The sequence below is a fragment of the Kitasatospora papulosa genome (genome assembly GCF_000717245.1).
GTDB lineage: Bacteria > Actinomycetota > Actinomycetes > Streptomycetales > Streptomycetaceae > Streptomyces > Streptomyces papulosus.
In genome coordinates this window covers 76,138-92,715 of the sequence record NZ_JNYQ01000015.1, presented here as the reverse complement: position 1 = coordinate 92,715, position 16,578 = coordinate 76,138, and the positions used below count along the sequence as shown (strand labels likewise).

At 71.9% G+C, this 16,578-nt stretch carries 15 protein-coding genes; 5 read left to right on the top strand and 10 right to left on the bottom strand.

What is annotated here, in order from left to right; translation table 11 throughout:
- Positions 1 to 84: 84 nt before the first annotated feature.
- Complete coding sequence (locus IA22_RS0129115; protein WP_015579190.1) at positions 85 to 303, bottom strand: MbtH family protein; 219 nt, start codon at positions 301 to 303, stop codon at positions 85 to 87.
- A 606-nt stretch (positions 304 to 909) separates the two neighbouring features.
- On the opposite strand from IA22_RS0129115, the gene IA22_RS0129110 reads away from it, so the two are divergent.
- The gene (locus IA22_RS0129110; RefSeq protein ID WP_030125318.1) at positions 910 to 2,010 is read left to right on the top strand and encodes a hypothetical protein; all 1,101 of its coding nucleotides are present in this window, start codon (positions 910 to 912) and stop codon (positions 2,008 to 2,010) included.
- 41 nt (positions 2,011 to 2,051) lie between these two features.
- Here the strand turns inward: IA22_RS0129110 and IA22_RS0129105 are convergent, their stop codons facing one another.
- On the bottom strand, positions 2,052 to 2,675 hold the full coding sequence (locus tag IA22_RS0129105) for a DUF6058 family natural product biosynthesis protein (RefSeq protein WP_030125317.1): 624 nt from the start codon (positions 2,673 to 2,675) through the stop codon (positions 2,052 to 2,054).
- A gap of 165 nt (positions 2,676 to 2,840) precedes the next feature.
- On the opposite strand from IA22_RS0129105, the gene IA22_RS0129100 reads away from it, so the two are divergent.
- Both IA22_RS0129100 and IA22_RS0129095 read left to right on the top strand, forming a co-directional pair.
- Positions 2,841 to 3,503, top strand: a complete 663-nt coding sequence (locus IA22_RS0129100) for a helix-turn-helix transcriptional regulator (RefSeq protein ID WP_014153451.1) — start codon at positions 2,841 to 2,843, stop codon at positions 3,501 to 3,503.
- Positions 3,504 to 3,551: 48 nt separating this feature from the next.
- Positions 3,552 to 4,022 carry a DUF3291 domain-containing protein gene (locus IA22_RS0129095; RefSeq protein ID WP_015579187.1) on the top strand — a complete coding sequence of 157 codons (471 nt, stop codon included), beginning with the start codon at positions 3,552 to 3,554 and terminating at the stop codon, positions 4,020 to 4,022.
- 73 nt (positions 4,023 to 4,095) lie between these two features.
- Here IA22_RS0129095 and IA22_RS0129090 read toward each other — a convergent pair whose 3' ends face one another.
- The 8 genes from IA22_RS0129090 to IA22_RS0129055 all read right to left on the bottom strand — a co-directional run bounded on the left by IA22_RS0129090 (position 4,096) and on the right by IA22_RS0129055 (position 14,331).
- Positions 4,096 to 6,888, bottom strand: a complete 2,793-nt coding sequence (locus IA22_RS0129090) for a DUF5682 family protein (RefSeq protein WP_030125316.1) — start codon at positions 6,886 to 6,888, stop codon at positions 4,096 to 4,098.
- A complete protein-coding gene (locus tag IA22_RS0129085) occupies positions 6,885 to 7,997 on the bottom strand; it encodes an ATP-binding protein (protein WP_014153454.1) in 1,113 nt (370 codons plus the stop codon). The genes IA22_RS0129090 and IA22_RS0129085 overlap by 4 nt, the downstream gene beginning before the upstream one ends.
- Positions 7,998 to 8,092: 95 nt before the next feature.
- On the bottom strand, positions 8,093 to 9,547 hold the full coding sequence (locus tag IA22_RS0129080; RefSeq protein ID WP_014153455.1) for a vWA domain-containing protein: 1,455 nt from the start codon (positions 9,545 to 9,547) through the stop codon (positions 8,093 to 8,095).
- Positions 9,544 to 10,932 carry a hypothetical protein gene (locus IA22_RS0129075; protein ID WP_015579184.1) on the bottom strand — a complete coding sequence of 463 codons (1,389 nt, stop codon included), beginning with the start codon at positions 10,930 to 10,932 and terminating at the stop codon, positions 9,544 to 9,546. Before IA22_RS0129075 ends, IA22_RS0129080 begins: the two co-directional genes overlap by 4 nt.
- Complete coding sequence (locus IA22_RS0129070; RefSeq protein WP_078468484.1) at positions 10,932 to 11,450, bottom strand: hypothetical protein; 519 nt, start codon at positions 11,448 to 11,450, stop codon at positions 10,932 to 10,934. Before IA22_RS0129070 ends, IA22_RS0129075 begins: the two co-directional genes overlap by 1 nt.
- Before the next feature lie 124 nt (positions 11,451 to 11,574).
- The gene (locus IA22_RS0129065; protein ID WP_030125315.1) at positions 11,575 to 12,243 is read right to left on the bottom strand and encodes an alpha-ketoglutarate-dependent dioxygenase AlkB family protein; all 669 of its coding nucleotides are present in this window, start codon (positions 12,241 to 12,243) and stop codon (positions 11,575 to 11,577) included.
- 13 nt (positions 12,244 to 12,256) lie between these two features.
- Positions 12,257 to 12,766: a methylated-DNA--[protein]-cysteine S-methyltransferase gene (locus tag IA22_RS0129060; RefSeq protein ID WP_014153459.1), complete on the bottom strand. Its 510-nt coding sequence runs from the start codon at positions 12,764 to 12,766 to the stop codon at positions 12,257 to 12,259.
- A gap of 77 nt (positions 12,767 to 12,843) precedes the next feature.
- Positions 12,844 to 14,331 carry an AlkA N-terminal domain-containing protein gene (locus IA22_RS0129055; protein WP_033249809.1) on the bottom strand — a complete coding sequence of 496 codons (1,488 nt, stop codon included), beginning with the start codon at positions 14,329 to 14,331 and terminating at the stop codon, positions 12,844 to 12,846.
- A 190-nt stretch (positions 14,332 to 14,521) separates the two neighbouring features.
- Between IA22_RS0129055 and IA22_RS0129050 the strand changes: the two genes are divergently transcribed.
- Both IA22_RS0129050 and IA22_RS0129045 read left to right on the top strand, forming a co-directional pair.
- Positions 14,522 to 15,001, top strand: coding sequence for a Fur family transcriptional regulator (locus tag IA22_RS0129050; RefSeq protein ID WP_014153461.1), 480 nt, complete (start codon positions 14,522 to 14,524; stop codon positions 14,999 to 15,001).
- Positions 14,994 to 16,460 carry a catalase gene (locus tag IA22_RS0129045; protein ID WP_014153462.1) on the top strand — a complete coding sequence of 489 codons (1,467 nt, stop codon included), beginning with the start codon at positions 14,994 to 14,996 and terminating at the stop codon, positions 16,458 to 16,460. Before IA22_RS0129050 ends, IA22_RS0129045 begins: the two co-directional genes overlap by 8 nt.
- The last annotated feature ends 118 nt before the right edge of the window (positions 16,461 to 16,578 follow it).

The following is a 16,578-nucleotide window of genomic DNA, read 5'->3' as shown; positions in this document are numbered from 1 at the left end:
TCGCCCGAGCGAGAGCGAAATCGATCAGGTTGGCGTATCGGCACACAGTCCCACCTGGGGATACCCGGCGGCCCTGCCGCTGCTCTATCCCGCGTCGGCGCCCGACGCCCGCACCAGACCGGCGGGCCGCATATCGGTCCAGGCGCGCTCGATCACATCGAGACATTCCTGACGCGAACCTTCCGGACCGTCGGCGCGCCAGCCGCCCGGAACCTCAATGTGCGCGGGCCACAACGAGTACTGCCCCTCGTCGTTCACGAGCGCCACGAATCGCCCCGACTCGTCATCGAAAGGATTGGTCACGACTGTCCCCCCACGTGTTCTCACGTTCTCCATGACTTGTTCGTCCACTGCGCTCGGCGTATGGCTCCGGTCGTTCCCGCGACGCACCGTCGAGCCCCCCGACACCTCTGCGGCGAGATCTCGTCCCATCGGAACGGAGATACGTTACGCCTCCGTCCGCGCCGGCGGATCCTTGACCGATCCGCCCTTAATCCGATGTCGCCCGTTCACGCCGATCACATTAGAGGACTCAGCGCTGCGAACGGCGCGTATTCGCCTGATTACCTGAACGCACCCGCCCGGCCGTCAGAGGGCGCATCGGCCCCGGGGATATGCCAAAAGTCGGTGAGCAGAAATATCCAGCCAGCCCGATGTCCCTATAGTCCGGTAGCGCTTGATATGAACCATCCACTTTCGGATAGCGCCCCGTAGTGCGCCCGCGTACTCCCGTTACGAGCGAAGATCCTGCCGAGCCCCCATGCGCCGGGTACGCGCCCCCCGAGCGGCCGACGAACCGGACAGGAGCCGACCTGGCGCCGGCCGGGTCACGGCCGGCACCGCACGCGGCGTCTCCGCCGAGGGGACCGTGTGTAGCATCGCCGCCGCACCGATCTGGAGGTCTCTCCCATGACCCGCACCACGCCGCCGCGTCCACTCGACGTCGGAGCGGTCTTCCCCGCCCTGGCGGCTCACCGGCGTACGGCCACGCGCCTGCACCCCCGGCCCGGCACCCCCACGGCGCGGGAGAGTTCGGTGGCCGGCCCCCTGCTGTGGCCGGCCGACGAGCCGTGGCCGGTGTGCACCGCCACGCACACGAAGGGAAGGGGACACCTGCTGTCCGAGGTGCGGCTGAAGCGCCGGATCCACGCGGAGGCACAGGGGCGCGACCTCACGGAGGAGGAGCTCCGCGTCCTGCGGGGCATCGGGCGGGGCAACCACGCCCCCGACCTCGGCAAGGACGCCCCTGTGCCGATGCTTGCCGTCGCGCAGTTGTACGCACGGGACATCCTTGATCTGACCGGGCCGGAGGGCCACGACCTGCTCCAGGTCCTCTGGTGCCCGTTCGAGGCCCACGGGGCCGGCTCGACGATCGACGTGATGCTGACGTGGCGGCGCTCGGCCGACGTCGGGACGGTGCTGGACCCGCAGCCCGAACCCCGCGTGGCCGGCCGTGACGAATGCGTCCCGACGATGTGCGTCGTGCACCCCGAACAGGTCGTGGAGTACGAGTACCTGGGCCTTCTGGAGGAGGGCCTCCAGGAGGAGATCTGCTCATGGAGGGGCGGGCTTCTCGACGACGAGGAGCCGGACGAGGGCTGGGACGAGGAGGGCGGGGAAGAGCAGGATGCCCCTCCCCCGGCGAGCTACGCGACGTACGAGGACTACGAGGCCGCCATGGCGGCCGCCCTGGAGGACGAGCCGGAGTCCTTCACCTACATGGGCGATCTGTCGATCGCGCCCGGCTGGAAGGTCGGAGGCTTCGCCTCCTGGCATCTGACGGACCCCGCCCGCGTCGACTGCGAGGTCTGCGACACCCCCATGCCGCCGCTCCTCACCGTGGACATGTGGGAGGGCGGCGGCGCCTCACGCAGTTGGCGGCCGCTCGAGGACCGGGACGGCGGTCCACGCGCCCATGACCCGGTCGGTGTCCATCTCGGCCGGGGGCTGATGCGTGTCCACACCTGCCCGGCCGACCCGTCCCATCCGCACCGGCTGAGCTTCCAGTAGGCGGCCGGCCCGCCGGGGAGGCGGGCCGGACACCGCTGCCGTCAGGATCCGAGGCCTGCCGGCCGCGGGAAGCGTGCGCGCATCGCGTCGATGCAGGTGTCCCGCGACGTGGGCCCGCCGAAGCGCAGGCGGTCGTATCCGGTGAACCCGGGCTCCAATCGGTCGAGTTCGTCGATCAGCAGGTGCAGCCGGGCCGACCACTGCGGCGAACCGGCATCCCGCGCGTCCGGTGCGGCGGCGATGGCGGCCGTCAGTTCGTCCTTGCGCCGGATGGTGGACGGGGTGACCGAGTGCAGGCACACGTACCGTCCGCCGAGGTAGGCCTTCCACTCCACCCCGCCGGCGACCGGGTCGGCCCAGTGGGCGGTGAACCAGGCCTCGAGTCCGTCCGTACCCCCGGCTTCGTCGGCCAGGGCGAAGAGGTCGGCCGGCACCATCTCCGCGCCGTCGGACCTGAGGTAACCCGGCAGCGGCAGGAACCCCTCCAGCATCAGCCGGCGCACCTCCTCGGCGCCGCGGTCGTGGATCGCGCAGAGTTCCTCCAGCACGACGAACTGCGCGCTCACATAGGCGTCGTCGGCCTCGGTCATCGGATGGTCGCCGTTGACCTCGCGGTAGCGCTCCGCGATCTCCCGCTTCAGGCTTCTCCCCGCCACCGGCACCATGATCCGCCCCTCACCGTTTCCGCCGACCGGGCATCTCCCGCGGCGCGTTTCAGGACGCTATCCGTCCGGCGGTTCGGCCCCCGCCGAAGTGTCAGGAGGGGAGGTGGACGCCCCGGCCGGGCGGCTCCCGCCGGCGTCAATCTTCGTTGGTCATAGAATCGCGCCGTGAGCAGTGAGGATGCCGCCCTCGAGGCGCTGGCCGTGCTGGGCGACCCGGTGCGGCGCGGACTGTACCGGCACGTGAGCGGATCACCGGGCGAGGTGGGACGGGACGCGGCGGCCGAGGCCGCCGGTATCTCCCGCTCGCTGGCCGCCTTCCACCTGGACAAACTGGTCGAGGCGGGGCTGCTCGAGGTGTCCTTCCGGCGGCTGTCGGGGCGCAGCGGTCCGGGCGCCGGGCGCCCCGCGAAGCTCTACCGGCGGGCCGAGGGCGAGCGGACGGTGTCCATGCCTCCCCGCACCTACGACACGGCGGGCCGGCTGCTCGCCGAGGTGGTGGAGCAGGCGGGGCTGGACGGGGAACTACAGGCCGCGGCACGGGCTGCCGGGGAGGCCGGGGGCGCGGCCTCCGACGAGGGGTCCGACCCGGTCGAGATCCTGCGTGCGCGCGGTTTCGAGCCGTTCTGGGACGGCGGGACCCTCCGGCTCCACAACTGCCCGTTCCACGCCTTGGCCGACCAGTTCCCCGCTCTGGTCTGCGGGATGAACCTGGCCGGGATCGAGGGGCTGCTGGCGGGGCTGACGGGTGGTCAGGACTGGACCGCGGAGATGGATCCGCTGCCGCGGGGGTGCTGCGTCGCACTCAGGGCGGCCGAGGGCGAGAACTAAAAACAAAACTCGTTGACTTTAGAAGGTTCACGCGGGCATGCTGACGCCGTGAACGACTTCCACCTTGCCCAGGTCAACGTCGGGCGGATCCTCGCCCCGCTCGACAGTCCGCAACTGGCCGACTTCGTCGCACAGCTTCCCGGGATCAACGCCCTCGCCGATCGTGCTCCCGGCTTCGTCTGGCGCCTGGTCGACGGCGAAGGGGCCGACTCGACTTCCCTGCGCCCCGAGAACGACGACGACCTCCTCCTGATCAACTGCTCGGTATGGGAGTCGGTCGAGGCGCTGCGGGAGTACACCTACCGCAGTGACCACCTCAAGGTGCTGGCCCGGCGCCGGGAATGGTTCGAACGGCTCGCCGACTTCCACCTCGCGCTGTGGTGGGTGCCCGCGGGCCACCGCCCGACCGTCAGCGAAGCGATGGAGCGCATCGCCCTGATCCGTGAGGGGGGCGAGGGGCCCGAGGCGTTCACCCTCCGGGCCCCGCACCCGCCGCCGTCCGGAGTCCCGACCGCCTGAGGGCCGCGCCGACGGTCCCGGGACCCCCGGCGCTCCTCCGGTGGTCCCGGGACCGACTCGTCGGCGTGTCCCGTCAGCCTCCCGTCAGCAGCAGCTCCACCGCCGCGGCCGTCTCCGGGTGACGGCCGACGAGTACCGCGCCCGAGGGCTCGGGCGCCTCCGCCTCCCAGGTGCCCTCGCAGCCCAGCAGCTCCGCCACGCTGTCGCACGTCTCCGGGTGGGCGACGAGCAGCACGGCCCGGCGGGCACCGCCGCCGGCCTCCGGCGCGGCCGTTGCTGCGGGGGCGGCCTGCCACGGCGGGACCCAGGCGTCCAGGGCCGCGAGGCGGCCGGGGAAGACGCGGCCGGCCTCACGGATCAGCAGGGGGGCCAGCTCGGCACCCTCGGACCGGAGTGTGGTGATCAGCTTCGGAAGCCAGGGCAGCAGCACCGGGTCCGGCAGGCGCGCGAACGCGTTGGAGACCGCCTCCACGACGAAGTCGGCCAGTTGCGGCACCGGTTCCAGGGCGTGCAGGAACCCGCTGAGGTAGCGCGGGTAGGCAGGCACCACCAGCGGGTCGGCGAGCAGTCCGTCGCACCGCTCCCTCAACTCGGCTCGGGACAGCTGCCCGAGGTGTACCTGGGACGCCCACAGCAGCGCCACCCTGGAGGGTTCCCGAGGGTGCGACTGCGCGAAGGCCAGATCCAGCTGGGTCCGGTCGCAGCCGAGCGACAGGGCCAGGCTCTCCATGCTGAAGAGGAACCCCAGCATCGCGGCGACCTGGCGTACCGTCGCGTCCTCGTCCGTGAACGCCGTCGGCAGAAGCGTGCAGTAGTGCGCGTACCCCGTCTTGGCGAAGGACTCGATCCACGCCGGCAGCACCGGCCGGCTGATCCGGTAGTACGCGAGGAGCCTGCGCACCCTCCGCAGCACCTCGGGGGCTCCGTCGACGCTGCGCTCGGTGGCCAGCACCTCGAGGGCGTGGGTGCCCAGCTCGTCGGCGAGGCGGCCGCTGCGCAGATGCAGCACGGCGTCCTCGACGGCCCCGAGGACCTGCGCCGTGGTGGCGTTCGGCGCGTACGCGACGCGGCGCAGGCGCTGCTCCAGGACCTGCTCGATGCTGACGCCTTCGTAACCGAGCTCGATGAGCGCCCTCTGGTGGGTGCCCAGCGCCAGGTCCCAGGACTCCTGGACGGACTGCTTGCCGAGTTCCCGCTCGCCCATGATCGGCCGTGCGGCGCCGTGCGGCATCAGATGGCGCAGCATCCACAGCACGTCGGAGCACCGGCGCAGTTCCGGCTGCGAGGTCATGTCCAGCAGGGCACGCTGCACACCGCGCTGCTGGAGCTTGAGGTTCAGCGGGGCGAGCCGGTCGTGCACGTCGCGGGCCAGGGGCGGCAGCGCGTCGTAGCCGACCTGGCCGACGCGGTCGCCGCCCATCAGGATCTCGACGAGACGGCGGACGTCGCGCCTGCCCGGCACCGTCTCCTTCTCGATGCAGGTGACCGCCGCGTCCTGGAAGTCGTACGGGGTGGGCCTGGCCCGGTCCCGCATGCCGGCCAGCAGGATCGAGGTCTCGAACACGGCGATGGCGTCCGCGGTCGAGGCGAGGTAGCCGTTGCGCCGGGCGGAGCGCACGATCTCCACGGACCAGCCGAGGAGTTCGGCCTCGTCCAGCCGGTCGAGGGCCGGCGGGCTCTGCAGGAATCCGGAGAGCTTGTCTGCCGGTGCTTCCGGTGCCACGGGGGCAGGCGGCCCCGAGGCCTTCCTGGGCTTCGCGGCCTTCCGGGCCCCGGCCTGGCCTTCCAGCCGGAACGGCTGCACCCGGGTGCGCCTGAGGTTCTTCGCCCACTGGGTGGCGGCGATCGACACGGAACCGGCGGCCAGGCCGAACTGCGCCTCGATCGCCGCGTGGCTGGACGGGATCAGGCCGTGCTGCCAGGTGCTCTCGCCGGGCGGTGTGATCTCGAAGGTCTCGGTGCCGTGGACGCCGAACTCCTCGACCCGGCTGGACGCGTGGAACGCGCCGCAGACGTAGAGGCAGTCCTCGGGGTCGGTCCCCGTCGCGGCGAGGTGTTCCCGCATCCGGGTCCACATGTAGCGTTCGCGGTCCTCGTCCACCCGCACCCGGTCCGTGTCCCCGGGAGCCAGGCGGCGGAACAGGCTGCCGATGAGGAGCATGACCTGGCGGTAGGTGTCGTGGTCGCTGTCGCCGAGCGGCAGCTCGACGTACTGGTGCCACCACTCCGACCAGTGCCGCACACGGCCGTGGTGCAGCAGATGCTCCTCCAGTTCGGCGAAACGGGGGCGCAGGTCACCGATCTCCACACCGACGGCGTCGCCGTGCAGTGCGGCCTCCTCCTCGACGGGCGGGTCGTCAGGGCCGGCGGGCTCCTCGCCGCCCGCCTGCCACTGGAACACGTGGTCCGAGGAGCGGTCGACCAGGACCAGCTCGACGCCCGGGGTGTCCAGTGCGTAGGCGATGGCCTGGTACTCGGCCGACGCCTCGGTGATCGGGGCCACGACCGACAGGGGGGCCCATGCTTCGGGGAAGCCCTTGACCTCGCTCGCGAACGCCTGGACGGCCACCGGAAGCCGGCAGTTGCGGAGCTCCGGCAGGAGCGGCGCCATGTCCTCGCACAGCTCCAGGTAGACCACCTTCGGCTGCTTCTCCCGCAGCCTGCGAGCCATCGCGACCGCGGACGCGGGCGAGTGGTGGCAGACGGGAAAGATCTCCAGCGGCTCGCGCACGGCGCGGTCGACGTCGTCGACGATGCCGAGGAGGATGCCCTCCAGGGCGTCCGGGCCGTCCGCGAACTGCGTCGCCGCGGCCTGGAGTTGGCCACGCAGCGCCTCGAACGGCGTGCCTTCGTCCAGGGCGCTCATGACAGGGTGGCGATCGCGTCGCGGCCGCCCTCCAGGAACTCCGGCCAGGAGCCGCCCTCCTCCTTGCTGCGCGGCTCGACGACACCGTGCAGATACTTGTTGAGGATGGCCAGGTCCTCCGGTTCCCGCCGTGCCAGCGAGCCGACGAGCGAGGAGGCCAGGGTGCGGGCGGTCAGCGCGCGTTCGCCGAAGAAGTTGCTGTGCAGGATCGCGTCCTCCAGGACACCGATCTGTTCCGCGCTCGACAGGGCGGACTCCAGCTTCTCGTCGTCGCTGCCGGCCGCGGCGGCGGAGGCCCGCAGGTCGGCGAAGCTCTGCAGCAGCACGTCGAGCAGGGTCGGCGGCACGTCCAGCTCGATCCGGTGCCGCTTCAGGAGCTCCTCGGTACGGAATCGGACGATCTCCGCCTCGCTCTTCTTGTTCGTGACCACGGGGATGCGCACGAAGTTGAAGCGGCGCTTGAGTGCGGACGACAGGTCGTTGACACCGCGGTCGCGACTGTTGGCCGTGGCGATGACGGAGAAGCCCGGCTTGGCGAAGACGATGTTGTCGCTGTCCATCTCCGGGACGGAGATGTACTTCTCCGACAGGATCGAGATCAGCGCGTCCTGGACGTCGCTGGTGGAACGGGTCAGTTCCTCGAACCGGCCGACCGCCCCGGTCTCCATCGCGGTCATGATCGGTGAGGGGATCATCGACTCCCGCGACTGGCCCTTGGAGATCACCATGGACACGTTCCACGAGTACTTGATGTGGTCCTCGGTGGTGCCCGCCGTCCCCTGCACCACGAGGGTGGAGTTGCGGGAGATGGCGGCGGACAGCAGCTCGGCCAGCCAGCTCTTGCCCGTGCCCGGGTCACCGATGAGCAGCAGCCCCCGGTCCGAGGCCAGCGTGACGATGGAGCGCTCGACGAAGCTGCGGTCGCCGTACCACTTCTGGGAGATCTCCCGGTCGAGGCCGTCGGCACGCTCGGAGCCCAGGATGAAGAGGCGGACCATCTTCGGCGACAGGCGCCAGGAGAACGGCTTGGGGCCGTCGTCGACGGACTCCAGCCAGTCGAGCTCCTCGGCGTACTTGATCTCGGCAGGGGCGCGCAGCAGGTCGGACATGTCTGTAAGCCTTTCTGGGATGTTCGGTTTCGACTGCACCTGGGCGGGGGCTCGGCGGGGCCTTCGGTCCCGGGACCCGGCCCTCGGGCCCGGCCCTAGGTGAGGAAGGTCTTGAGCTCGTGGACGAGCTTGCGGATGTGGCCGGAGAGCACCGGCGTCCCCTGGTCCTTGAAGCGCTCCCGGAACCACGGGTTGACGCTGGCGCGGCCGGAGCTGGTCACGGAGCCGACCGGGATGAACTTGGCACCGGAGCGGTGGATGGCGGCCATGCTCTCGAACAGCGGCTCGGTCTGCCATTCGTAGAAGTCCGAGATCCACACCACGACCGTGTTGCGGGGCTCGGCGATCTTCGGCTGGGCCAGAGCCATCGCGACCGTGCCGTCGGTGCCGCCGCCGAGATTGGTGCGCAGCAGCGTCTCGAACGGATCGTGCACCCACGGGGTGAGGTCGAGCGCCTGGGTGTCGTACGCGATGAGGTGGACGTCCACCTTGGGCAGGCCGGCGAAGATCGAGGCGAGGATGGTGCAGTTGACCATCGAGTCCACCATCGAGCCCGACTGGTCGACGACCACGATGAGCCGCTGGGGTGTGGTCTTCCGCGCGGTGTGGCGGTAGAAGAGGCGGTCGACGTACAGCCGCTCCTCCTCCGGGTCCCAGTTGGTGAGGTTCTTCCAGATCGTGCGGTCGAGGTCCAGGTTGCGGAACACCCGCTTGGGCGGGACCGAACGGTCCAGGGCGCCGACGGTCGACTTCTCCACCTGCGTGCGCAGCACCTCCGCGACCTCGTCGACGAAGCGGCGGATCAGCGCCTTGGCGTTGGCCAGGGCCACCCCGGACAAGTTGTCCTTGTCACGCAGCAGTTGCTCGATGAGCGACATGCTCGGTGTCAGCTGCCCGGCGAGCTGGGGGTCGGCGAGCACCTCGCGCAGGCGCATCCGCTTGACGAGTCCGGCCTCGATGGAGCCGAGTGCCGGTCCGATCTCCGGGATGAGCCTGCTGAGATCGGGCGTCCGGCCTCCGCCGCCCGTGCCGGTCGGACTCGCTCCCGGCCCTCCGGCGCGCCCGCCGCGCAGTTCCCCGGGGCCGCAGCCGAGCGCGCGCTCCAGCCAGCCGGCGTCGGACTGCCACCGGGACAACTGGCCGGCGGTGACGGTGCCGGGCGGCGAGTGGAAGACGTTCAGCAGCACCTTCGACACGAGCGCGGCGCGGCGCACCTCGGCGGCCCGGTCGCGGGTGTCGGCTGCCGCGTCGGCGTCCGCCTCCCCGGCTGTCCGTCCGCCGTCGGCGTCCTCCTCCGGCTCCGGCACCATCAGGCCGTCGAACTCGGCGGCCAGCTCCGGGTGGCGCTGCACCACGGAGTCGACCGACGCCTGCGGGTCCAGCAGCGTCGGCGGAAGCCCGATGTCCTCCACCACGGCGAGGCTCGCCGACTCCAGGGCGGCCTGCTCCTCGTGGTCGAAGAGGCGGGCGAGGAGGCGCCAGTACACGACCTGGCGGCGGCTGTCGTACGAGGGTTCCCCGGTCGTCCCGGGGCTCTGCTGTCCGGTCATTTCCGCAGCAGCCTTCCCGCGCGCTCGCTCAGCACCTTCGCGGCGTCGGTGGCCGCCTTCTCGGCCCTGACCCCGGCCTTGTCGGTCGTCCCTCCGGCCCACGCCCCCGCGTGCACCGCGGTCACCTTCCTGCGCACGGTGGTCTCGACGGCGAGCGGCTGCACGTGGAACGCCCCGGCGTCCCAGCGGACCAGCGCGATGCACGCCCCGGAGGTGCCCACGGCCTCGGGTGTGAGGGGTCCGGCGGCCGGGACGCGGTCGGTGTCGACGAGCAGTTCGAGCCCGGCGACGGTGAAGGTGAGGACGCCGTCGTCGTCCGTCGAGGCGGTGTATCCCTCCAGGAAGACGGGGACGGCGAGCCTCGCGGGGTGCCGGTCCAGGGGTGCGGTCACGTGGGCGACCGCGGTGGGCAGGGCCACGCGCGCGGTGGCGAACGCCTCGGCGGGCTCACCGGTACGGGCGTGCTCGTCGCTCCAGACGAGATCGCCCTCGGCGGTGACCGGCATACCGGTGAGGTCCATCGAACGGCCCTCGCCGGCAGCCGCGAGGAGCGACATGTGCGGGCGGAGCAGCTGCCAGATCCCGGCTCCGACGACCGTGTCGGGTTTCGGCACCGACACACTCGCGCGCACGAGCCGGGACGCGGAGCCGTCCGCGGGTTCGAACACGGCGTGCACCTGCGCCTGGGCCGCGGTCGCGTGCTCCTGCACGTCGATGCCGAGGGGCAGCAGGCGTCCGTCGGCGGTCCCCGTGACGGGGGCGCCGACCGCGCCGGGCACCGTCAGGAGCATCCCGCGCGACCAGAGGTCGGCCCAGCGGCGCACCGGGAAGCGCTCGGCCGAAGCACCGGGACAGGACGCCGCGAGCTCGGCGGCGAAGCCGTCGAGGAGGGTCGCGAGGCGGCGCAGCGACGGGTCGGGAAGCATGGCGGTGACGACCTCCGCGGCTCCGGACACCACCTCGTGGTCGAGGCCCTGCCATCCGCAGCGTGCCAGATCGGAGAGCCACGCCCGGGCGGCTGTGAGGACGTTCTCCGCGGCCCCCGGTGCGGCCGGCGGCGCGCTCTCCGTACCGTGGGAGCGTCCGGCCGCCTCCTCCACACGGGCCAGCAGGGCGTCGTGGACCGAGCCGAGGAGGGCGGTGCGCGCGCCGGCCAGGGCCAGGAAGTGCTCCTCGCCGGCGGCTCCGGCCGCCGCCTTCGCGGCGGCCTCCGCGACCCGGGCCGCGAGCGGTGTCCCCACGACGGCGTCCGCCAGCCGTGCCGGGCCGGCACCGGCGGGCTGGGGGCGCAGGAGGCCGGCGACGAGCGCCCGGTCGAAGGCGTCGACGGCCTCCAGGGCCTCGTCCAGCCCGTCGAAGGGCCCGGCGAGCAGGTCGGCGCGCATCACGCCACCGCCCTGGTCGGCGGGAAGAACTGCATCTCGGGCAACGGCAGGGTCGCCGGGGCGTGTTCGAGGTAGGTGAGATGACGCAGGAAGCGGCTGAAGACGGACGCGGCGGCCTTCGTCGTGTCCGCTTCCGGACGGGTGCTCCGCATGGCGGAGGCGAGCACCGCCCCGTCCACCTCACCCTCCGGGACCTCTGCCTTCAGGTACCGGACCACGCGGTCCGCGCCGTACTGCAGGACCGACTCGTTGATCAGGGCGCCGATGTGGTTGCAGAACGATCCGCGCGCGCCGCCGCAGGGCCGGTTGTTGTTGGTGCTGCAGGCGAAGGCGTAGGACCCGGCGGCGACGGACGAGACGTAGACCCGCCCGATGTCCGATCCGCTGGACACCACACCCTGCAGACGCCCGTCGGCCAGCTCGACGAACGGAACCTTGGCGAGCTTGCGCGGCCGCGCGGGTGGTATCACCCGTGCCGTGCTCGACCTCTCCCAATAGGACAACACGCCATCTCCCATGCACAACTAAGGGGTCGTCCTCGCCGGACCGGCGGAACACGACTGAACCTAGTGGCGGCCACTGACAACGCCGTCGCCGCAGGCGGGAGTGCGCGCCGGGGGCCTGGGCGCGGCGGACGCCCCGTCACCTTCCGGGCCGGTCGAGCCCGGTGACCCGCATGGTGATGTTCAGCCGTCCGGAGGCCAGTCCGGTGTCCGGGTCACCGGTGCCCTCCCGGACCTTCGGCACCCCGTGGTAGGCGAAGCGTGAGGGGCCTCCGAGGACGAACAGATCGCCCGAGCAGAGTTCGACGTCGGTGTAGGGCCTGGTGCGGGTCTCGGTGTTCCCCACGCGGAAGACACAGGTGTCTCCGATGGACAGGGAGACGACCGGGGCGGGCGACCGCTCGTCCTTGTCCTGGTGCATGCCCATCCTGGCCTGGCCGTCGTAGAAGTTGATCAGCGCGGTGTCCGGGGTGTACTCCTGCGCGCGGGCCTCGTCGCCGTAGGCCGCGAGGACGGCGCGGCGGCCCAGCCGGACCATCCAGTCCGGGAACTCGGCGACCCGCAGGCCGTTCACGTCGTCCGCGGTGCGGGTGTACCGGTACGGCTGCCAGTGCCAGCCGACGCAGACGGTCCGCACGGACATGACGCCACCGCGCGGAAGCCGGGTGTGACGGATGGGTACGGGGCCGGTGGCCCAGGCTCGGCAGGCCGTCACCAACGCGCGCCGCTGCGCGGGGGTGAGCCAGTCCGGCACGTGCCAGGCGCCCGGGGCGATCTCCCTGGCGGGGCGCGGGATCAGGGCGTCCACGGCGTCGCTCCTCTCAGGCCGCCCGGCGGCCGTTCTCCAGGTCGAGGAGCAGTCGCTTGCGCTCCAGGCCCCCCGCGTAGCCGCTCAGTGCGCCGCTCGCGCCGATCACACGGTGGCAGGGGCGCACGACCAGCAGCGGGTTGGCGCCGATCGCCGTGCCGACCGAGCGCACGGCCATGCGCGAGGCACCGATCCGTGCGGCGATCTCGCCGTAGCTGAGCGTGGTGCCGTACGGGATGGCCTCCAGTGCCCGCCACACGCGCCGCTGGAAGTCGGTGCCGCGGCCGGCCGCGTATTCGACGGAGAAGCCGGTCCGGCTGCCCTCGAAGTACGCGCGCAGCTCGGCGGCGATCGTGGCGAAGGCCCCGTCGTCCCGCGTCCATCCGTCCTGGACCGCCGCACCGCCCTTCTGGCCCGGCACGGAGAGCGAGGCGAGCGCGGTGCCGCCGGGCGCGGTGGCCGACTCCTCGCCCACCAGCAGCAGCGCGCCGAGCGGGCTGTCGGTCGTGGTGTAGAGCGTCATGGTCGGGGTCCTTCCGGGTTCGTCGTACACGTCAAGGGTGCCGGGTCACGGGCGGTGCGACCGGTGGGATCCGGACATCACGCCGGCACGGGGCGGCGCCGGTCCGCGGCTGCCTGCCAGAAGTGGTGCACGGCGTACGTGCGCCAGGGGCGCCAGCTCCCGGCGTCGGCGGCCCGCGCTCCCGTCCGCCGCATCCCCGCACGGACGGCCACGTCGCCGGTGAGCAGTACGTCGGGGTCGCCGAGTGCCCGCATGCGGATGTATCCGGCGGTCCAGGGTCCGACGCCCGGCAGGGCCAGGAGGTCCTTCTCGGCCCGTTCGCGGTCGGCACCCGGGTCCAGGCCGATCCTCCCGTCGGCCAGGGCGGCCGCGACGGCGCGCAGCGTGGCGCGCCGGGAGCCGGGCATCCCGAGCTCGTCCAGGGCGGCCTCGGCGAGGTCCCCGGGGCCGGGGAACGTACGGGTCAGGGCGCCGCTGGGGACCTGGAGCAGCGGTCCGTGGGCCGCGACCAGCGCGCTGCCGAGCCGGCGGCCCGCGGCCACGGAGACCTGCTGGCCGAGGACCGCCCGGACGGCGAGTTCGTGGACGTCGGCGGCGCCGGGGGCGCGCAGCCCCGGCGACCGGGCGACGAGCGGGGCGAGTGCGGGATCCGCGCCGAGGCGCTCGGCGACCGCGTCCGGGTCGGCGTCCAGGTCGAAGAGGCGGCGCATCCGCTGGGTCGCGGTCGTCAGGTCCCGCAGGTCCCCGAGGTGCAGCCGGCACTCCAGCCAGCCGTCGCCGGTCCTCTCCCCGACCTCGGCGATGCCGGTGCCGTTCGGCAGGTCCAGGGTGCGCCGGTAGGTGCGGTCACCCGGCTCACCCGCCATCTCCTCGACGCCGGTGAGGGCGCGCGCCGCGAGGTGGTCGAAGATCCCGGCCGCGGCGTAGGGGCCCCGGTGGGCGAGCCTCAGGGGCACTCCCCCGCCCCCGTCGGCGGTGCCGACGGAGCCGTGGCGGGAGGACCCGCCGGGCCGGGCGGTACGCAGCTCTCCGGGGGTGAGGGCGTAGATCTCGCGCACCGTGTCGTTGAACTGCCGCACGCTGGCGAAGCCGGAGGCGAACGCGATCTCGGCGGCCCCCAGGGTGGTGGTCTGCAGCAGGACCCGGGCGGTGTGGGCGCGCTGGGCGCGGGCGAGCGCGATGGGCCCGGCACCGACCTCGGCGTTCAGCTGGCGCTGGACCTGGCGGGCGCTGTAGCCGAGGCGCGCGGCGAGCCCGGCCACCCCTTCCCGGTCGACGACCCCGTCGCCGATCAGCCGCATCGCCCGGCCGACCAGGTCGGCGCGCGCGTTCCAGTCGGCGGAGCCGGGCACGGCGTCCGGGCGGCAGCGCCTGCAGGCACGGAATCCTCCGCTCTGGGCCGCGGCCGCGGTGGGGAAGAACGTCACGTTCCGGCGCTTCGGTGTGGTGGCCGGACAGCTCGGGCGGCAGTAGATACCGGTCGTGGACACGGCGAAGAAGAACTCGCCGTCGAACCGGGCGTCGCGACTGGTCACCGCCTCGTACCTGCTGTCGTCGCTGGTCATGCCTCCAGGGTGCGGCATGGCGCCCCCGCTGTGCTGGCGGATATCGGACAGCGCGCTTCCGGTTGTTCGACCGCTCGTCTCCCGTTGTTCGACCGCTCACAGTTCTTTATGAGCCACAGTTCTCTACGGGCAACAGTTCTCTTACATGTCTTTGATTGGAATCATTCCAAAAAGGTGGTTGACTGCGTACGTGACCGAAACCGAGGCCAAGGCCCTCCTGCGCGGCGCGTCCTTGCGAGTGACCCGCCCCAGGGTCGCCGTACTCTCGGCGGTCCACGAGGCCCCGCACTCCGATGCCAGTACCCTCCTCACCCTGGTTCGCACACGCATCGGCGCGGTTTCGACCCAAGCCGTCTACGACGTGCTCAGGACGCTCGTCGACGCGGGACTGGCACGACGGATCGACCTGCCGAGTTCCGCGGCACGGTTCGAGGGCCGGTCCCGGGACGACCATCAGCACGTGGTCTGCCGCTCGTGCGGCACGATCGCCGACGTCGATGTCCCGCAGGGCGCCCCGCGTCCCGGGACGCCCGAGGATCACGGGTTCACCGTGGACCACGTAGAGGTGACGTACTGGGGCCTATGTCCCGGATGCCGGGCCGAGTGTGGTCGGCGGGATCCGGAGTCGGTGCACCGAAGTCTTCACGAAGAGGAGCAGGAAAATTTCTGACAACACGAAGCCGCTGACCACTGCCGCCGGCGCGCCCGTCGCGAACAACGAGAACGCCGTCACCGCGGGGCCGCGCGGCCCGATGCTGCTCCAGGACGTCTGGTTCCTGGAGAAGCTCGCGCACTTCAGCCGCGAGGTCATCCCGGAGCGTCGTATGCACGCCAAGGGATCCGGCGCCTTCGGCACGTTCCGGGTGACGCAGGACATCACGCGCTACTCCCGGGCCGCCCTCTTCTCCGAGGTCGGCAAGGAGACGGAGCTCTTCGCCCGCTTCTCAACCGTGGCCGGTGAGCGCGGCGCGGCCGACGCCGAGCGCGACATCCGCGGTTTCGCCCTCCGCTTCTACACGGAGGAGGGCAACTGGGACGTCGTCGGCAACAACACGCCGGTGTTCTTCCACCGCGACCCCCACCACTTCCCCGACCTGAACCGCGCCGTGAAGCGCGACCCGCGCACCAACCTGCGCTCGGCGGAGAACAACTGGGACTTCTGGACCAGCCTCCCCGAGGCCCTGCACCAGATCACCATCGTGATGTCGGACCGCGGCATCCCCGACGGTTACCGCCACATGCACGGCTTCGGCTCGCACACGTACTCGTTCATCAACGAGAGCAACGAGCGCTTCTGGGTGAAGTTCCACTTCCGTACCCAGCAGGGCATCAAGAACCTGACCGACGCCGAGGCCGCCGCGGTCGTCGCCGACGACCGCGAGTCCTCGCAGGCTGACCTGTTCGACGCCATCGAGCGCGGCGACCACCCGAAGTGGACCTTCTACATCCAGGTCATGCCGGAGGCGGACGCCGCGACGTACCGCTACCACCCGTTCGACCTCACCAAGGTCTGGTCCAAGAAGGACTACCCGCTCATCGAGGTCGGCGAGTTCGAGCTCAACCGCAACCCGGAGAACTACTTCGCCGACGTGGAGCAGGCCGCCTTCACCCCGGCCAACCTCGTCCCGGGCGTGGGCGCCTCGCCCGACCGCATGCTGCAGGGCCGGCTGTTCTCGTACGGTGACGCCGCCCGCTACCGCGTCGGGGTCAACCACCACCAGATCCCGGTGAACCAGCCCCGCGGCGCGAAGAACGTCAACACCTACCACCGTGACGGCCAGCTGCGCGTGGACGGCAACCAGGGCGCCGTGCCCGGCTACACCCCCAACAGCTACGGCCGCTGGGCGGAGCAGCCGCAGTTCGCCGAGCCGGGCCTGGCGCTGGACGGCGCCGCGGCGGACCGGTTCGACTACCGCGAGGACGACGACAACTACTTCGAGCAGCCGGGGAACCTGTTCCGGGCGATGACCCCGGAGGAGCAGGACGCCCTGTTCGGCAACACCGCTCGGGCCATCGACGGCGCCTCCCAGGCCACCATCGAGCGCCACATCGGCCACTGCACGCAGGCCGACCCGGCCTACGGCGAGGGTGTCCGCAAGGCGATCGAGGCACTGCAGGCCGCCAAGTAGAGCTCTTTTCGGCCATAGCGCACGAGGGCCCCGGGCGACGACCGTCGCCCGGGGCCCTCGTGCCGTGTCCGTCGCCGCCGGTCCGTCCGGGAGGCCGCCGGCGACCCGGCGGGAGCCT

What these genes read in the sequence shown, in the direction of transcription:
- IA22_RS0129110 (WP_030125318.1), top strand. Translation starts at nt 910, where the DNA reads ATGACCCGCACCACGCCGCCGCGTCCACTCGACGTCGGAGCGGTCTTC.
- IA22_RS0129105 (WP_030125317.1), bottom strand. Translation starts at nt 2,675, where the DNA reads ATGGTGCCGGTGGCGGGGAGAAGCCTGAAGCGGGAGATCGCGGAGCGC.
- IA22_RS0129090 (WP_030125316.1), bottom strand. Translation starts at nt 6,888, where the DNA reads ATGAGCGCCCTGGACGAAGGCACGCCGTTCGAGGCGCTGCGTGGCCAA.
- IA22_RS0129085 (WP_014153454.1), bottom strand. Translation starts at nt 7,997, where the DNA reads ATGTCCGACCTGCTGCGCGCCCCTGCCGAGATCAAGTACGCCGAGGAG.
- IA22_RS0129080 (WP_014153455.1), bottom strand. Translation starts at nt 9,547, where the DNA reads ATGACCGGACAGCAGAGCCCCGGGACGACCGGGGAACCCTCGTACGAC.
- IA22_RS0129075 (WP_015579184.1), bottom strand. Translation starts at nt 10,932, where the DNA reads ATGCGCGCCGACCTGCTCGCCGGGCCCTTCGACGGGCTGGACGAGGCC.
- IA22_RS0129070 (WP_078468484.1), bottom strand. Translation starts at nt 11,450, where the DNA reads ATGGGAGATGGCGTGTTGTCCTATTGGGAGAGGTCGAGCACGGCACGG.
- IA22_RS0129060 (WP_014153459.1), bottom strand. Translation starts at nt 12,766, where the DNA reads ATGACGCTCTACACCACGACCGACAGCCCGCTCGGCGCGCTGCTGCTG.
- IA22_RS0129055 (WP_033249809.1), bottom strand. Translation starts at nt 14,331, where the DNA reads ATGACCAGCGACGACAGCAGGTACGAGGCGGTGACCAGTCGCGACGCC.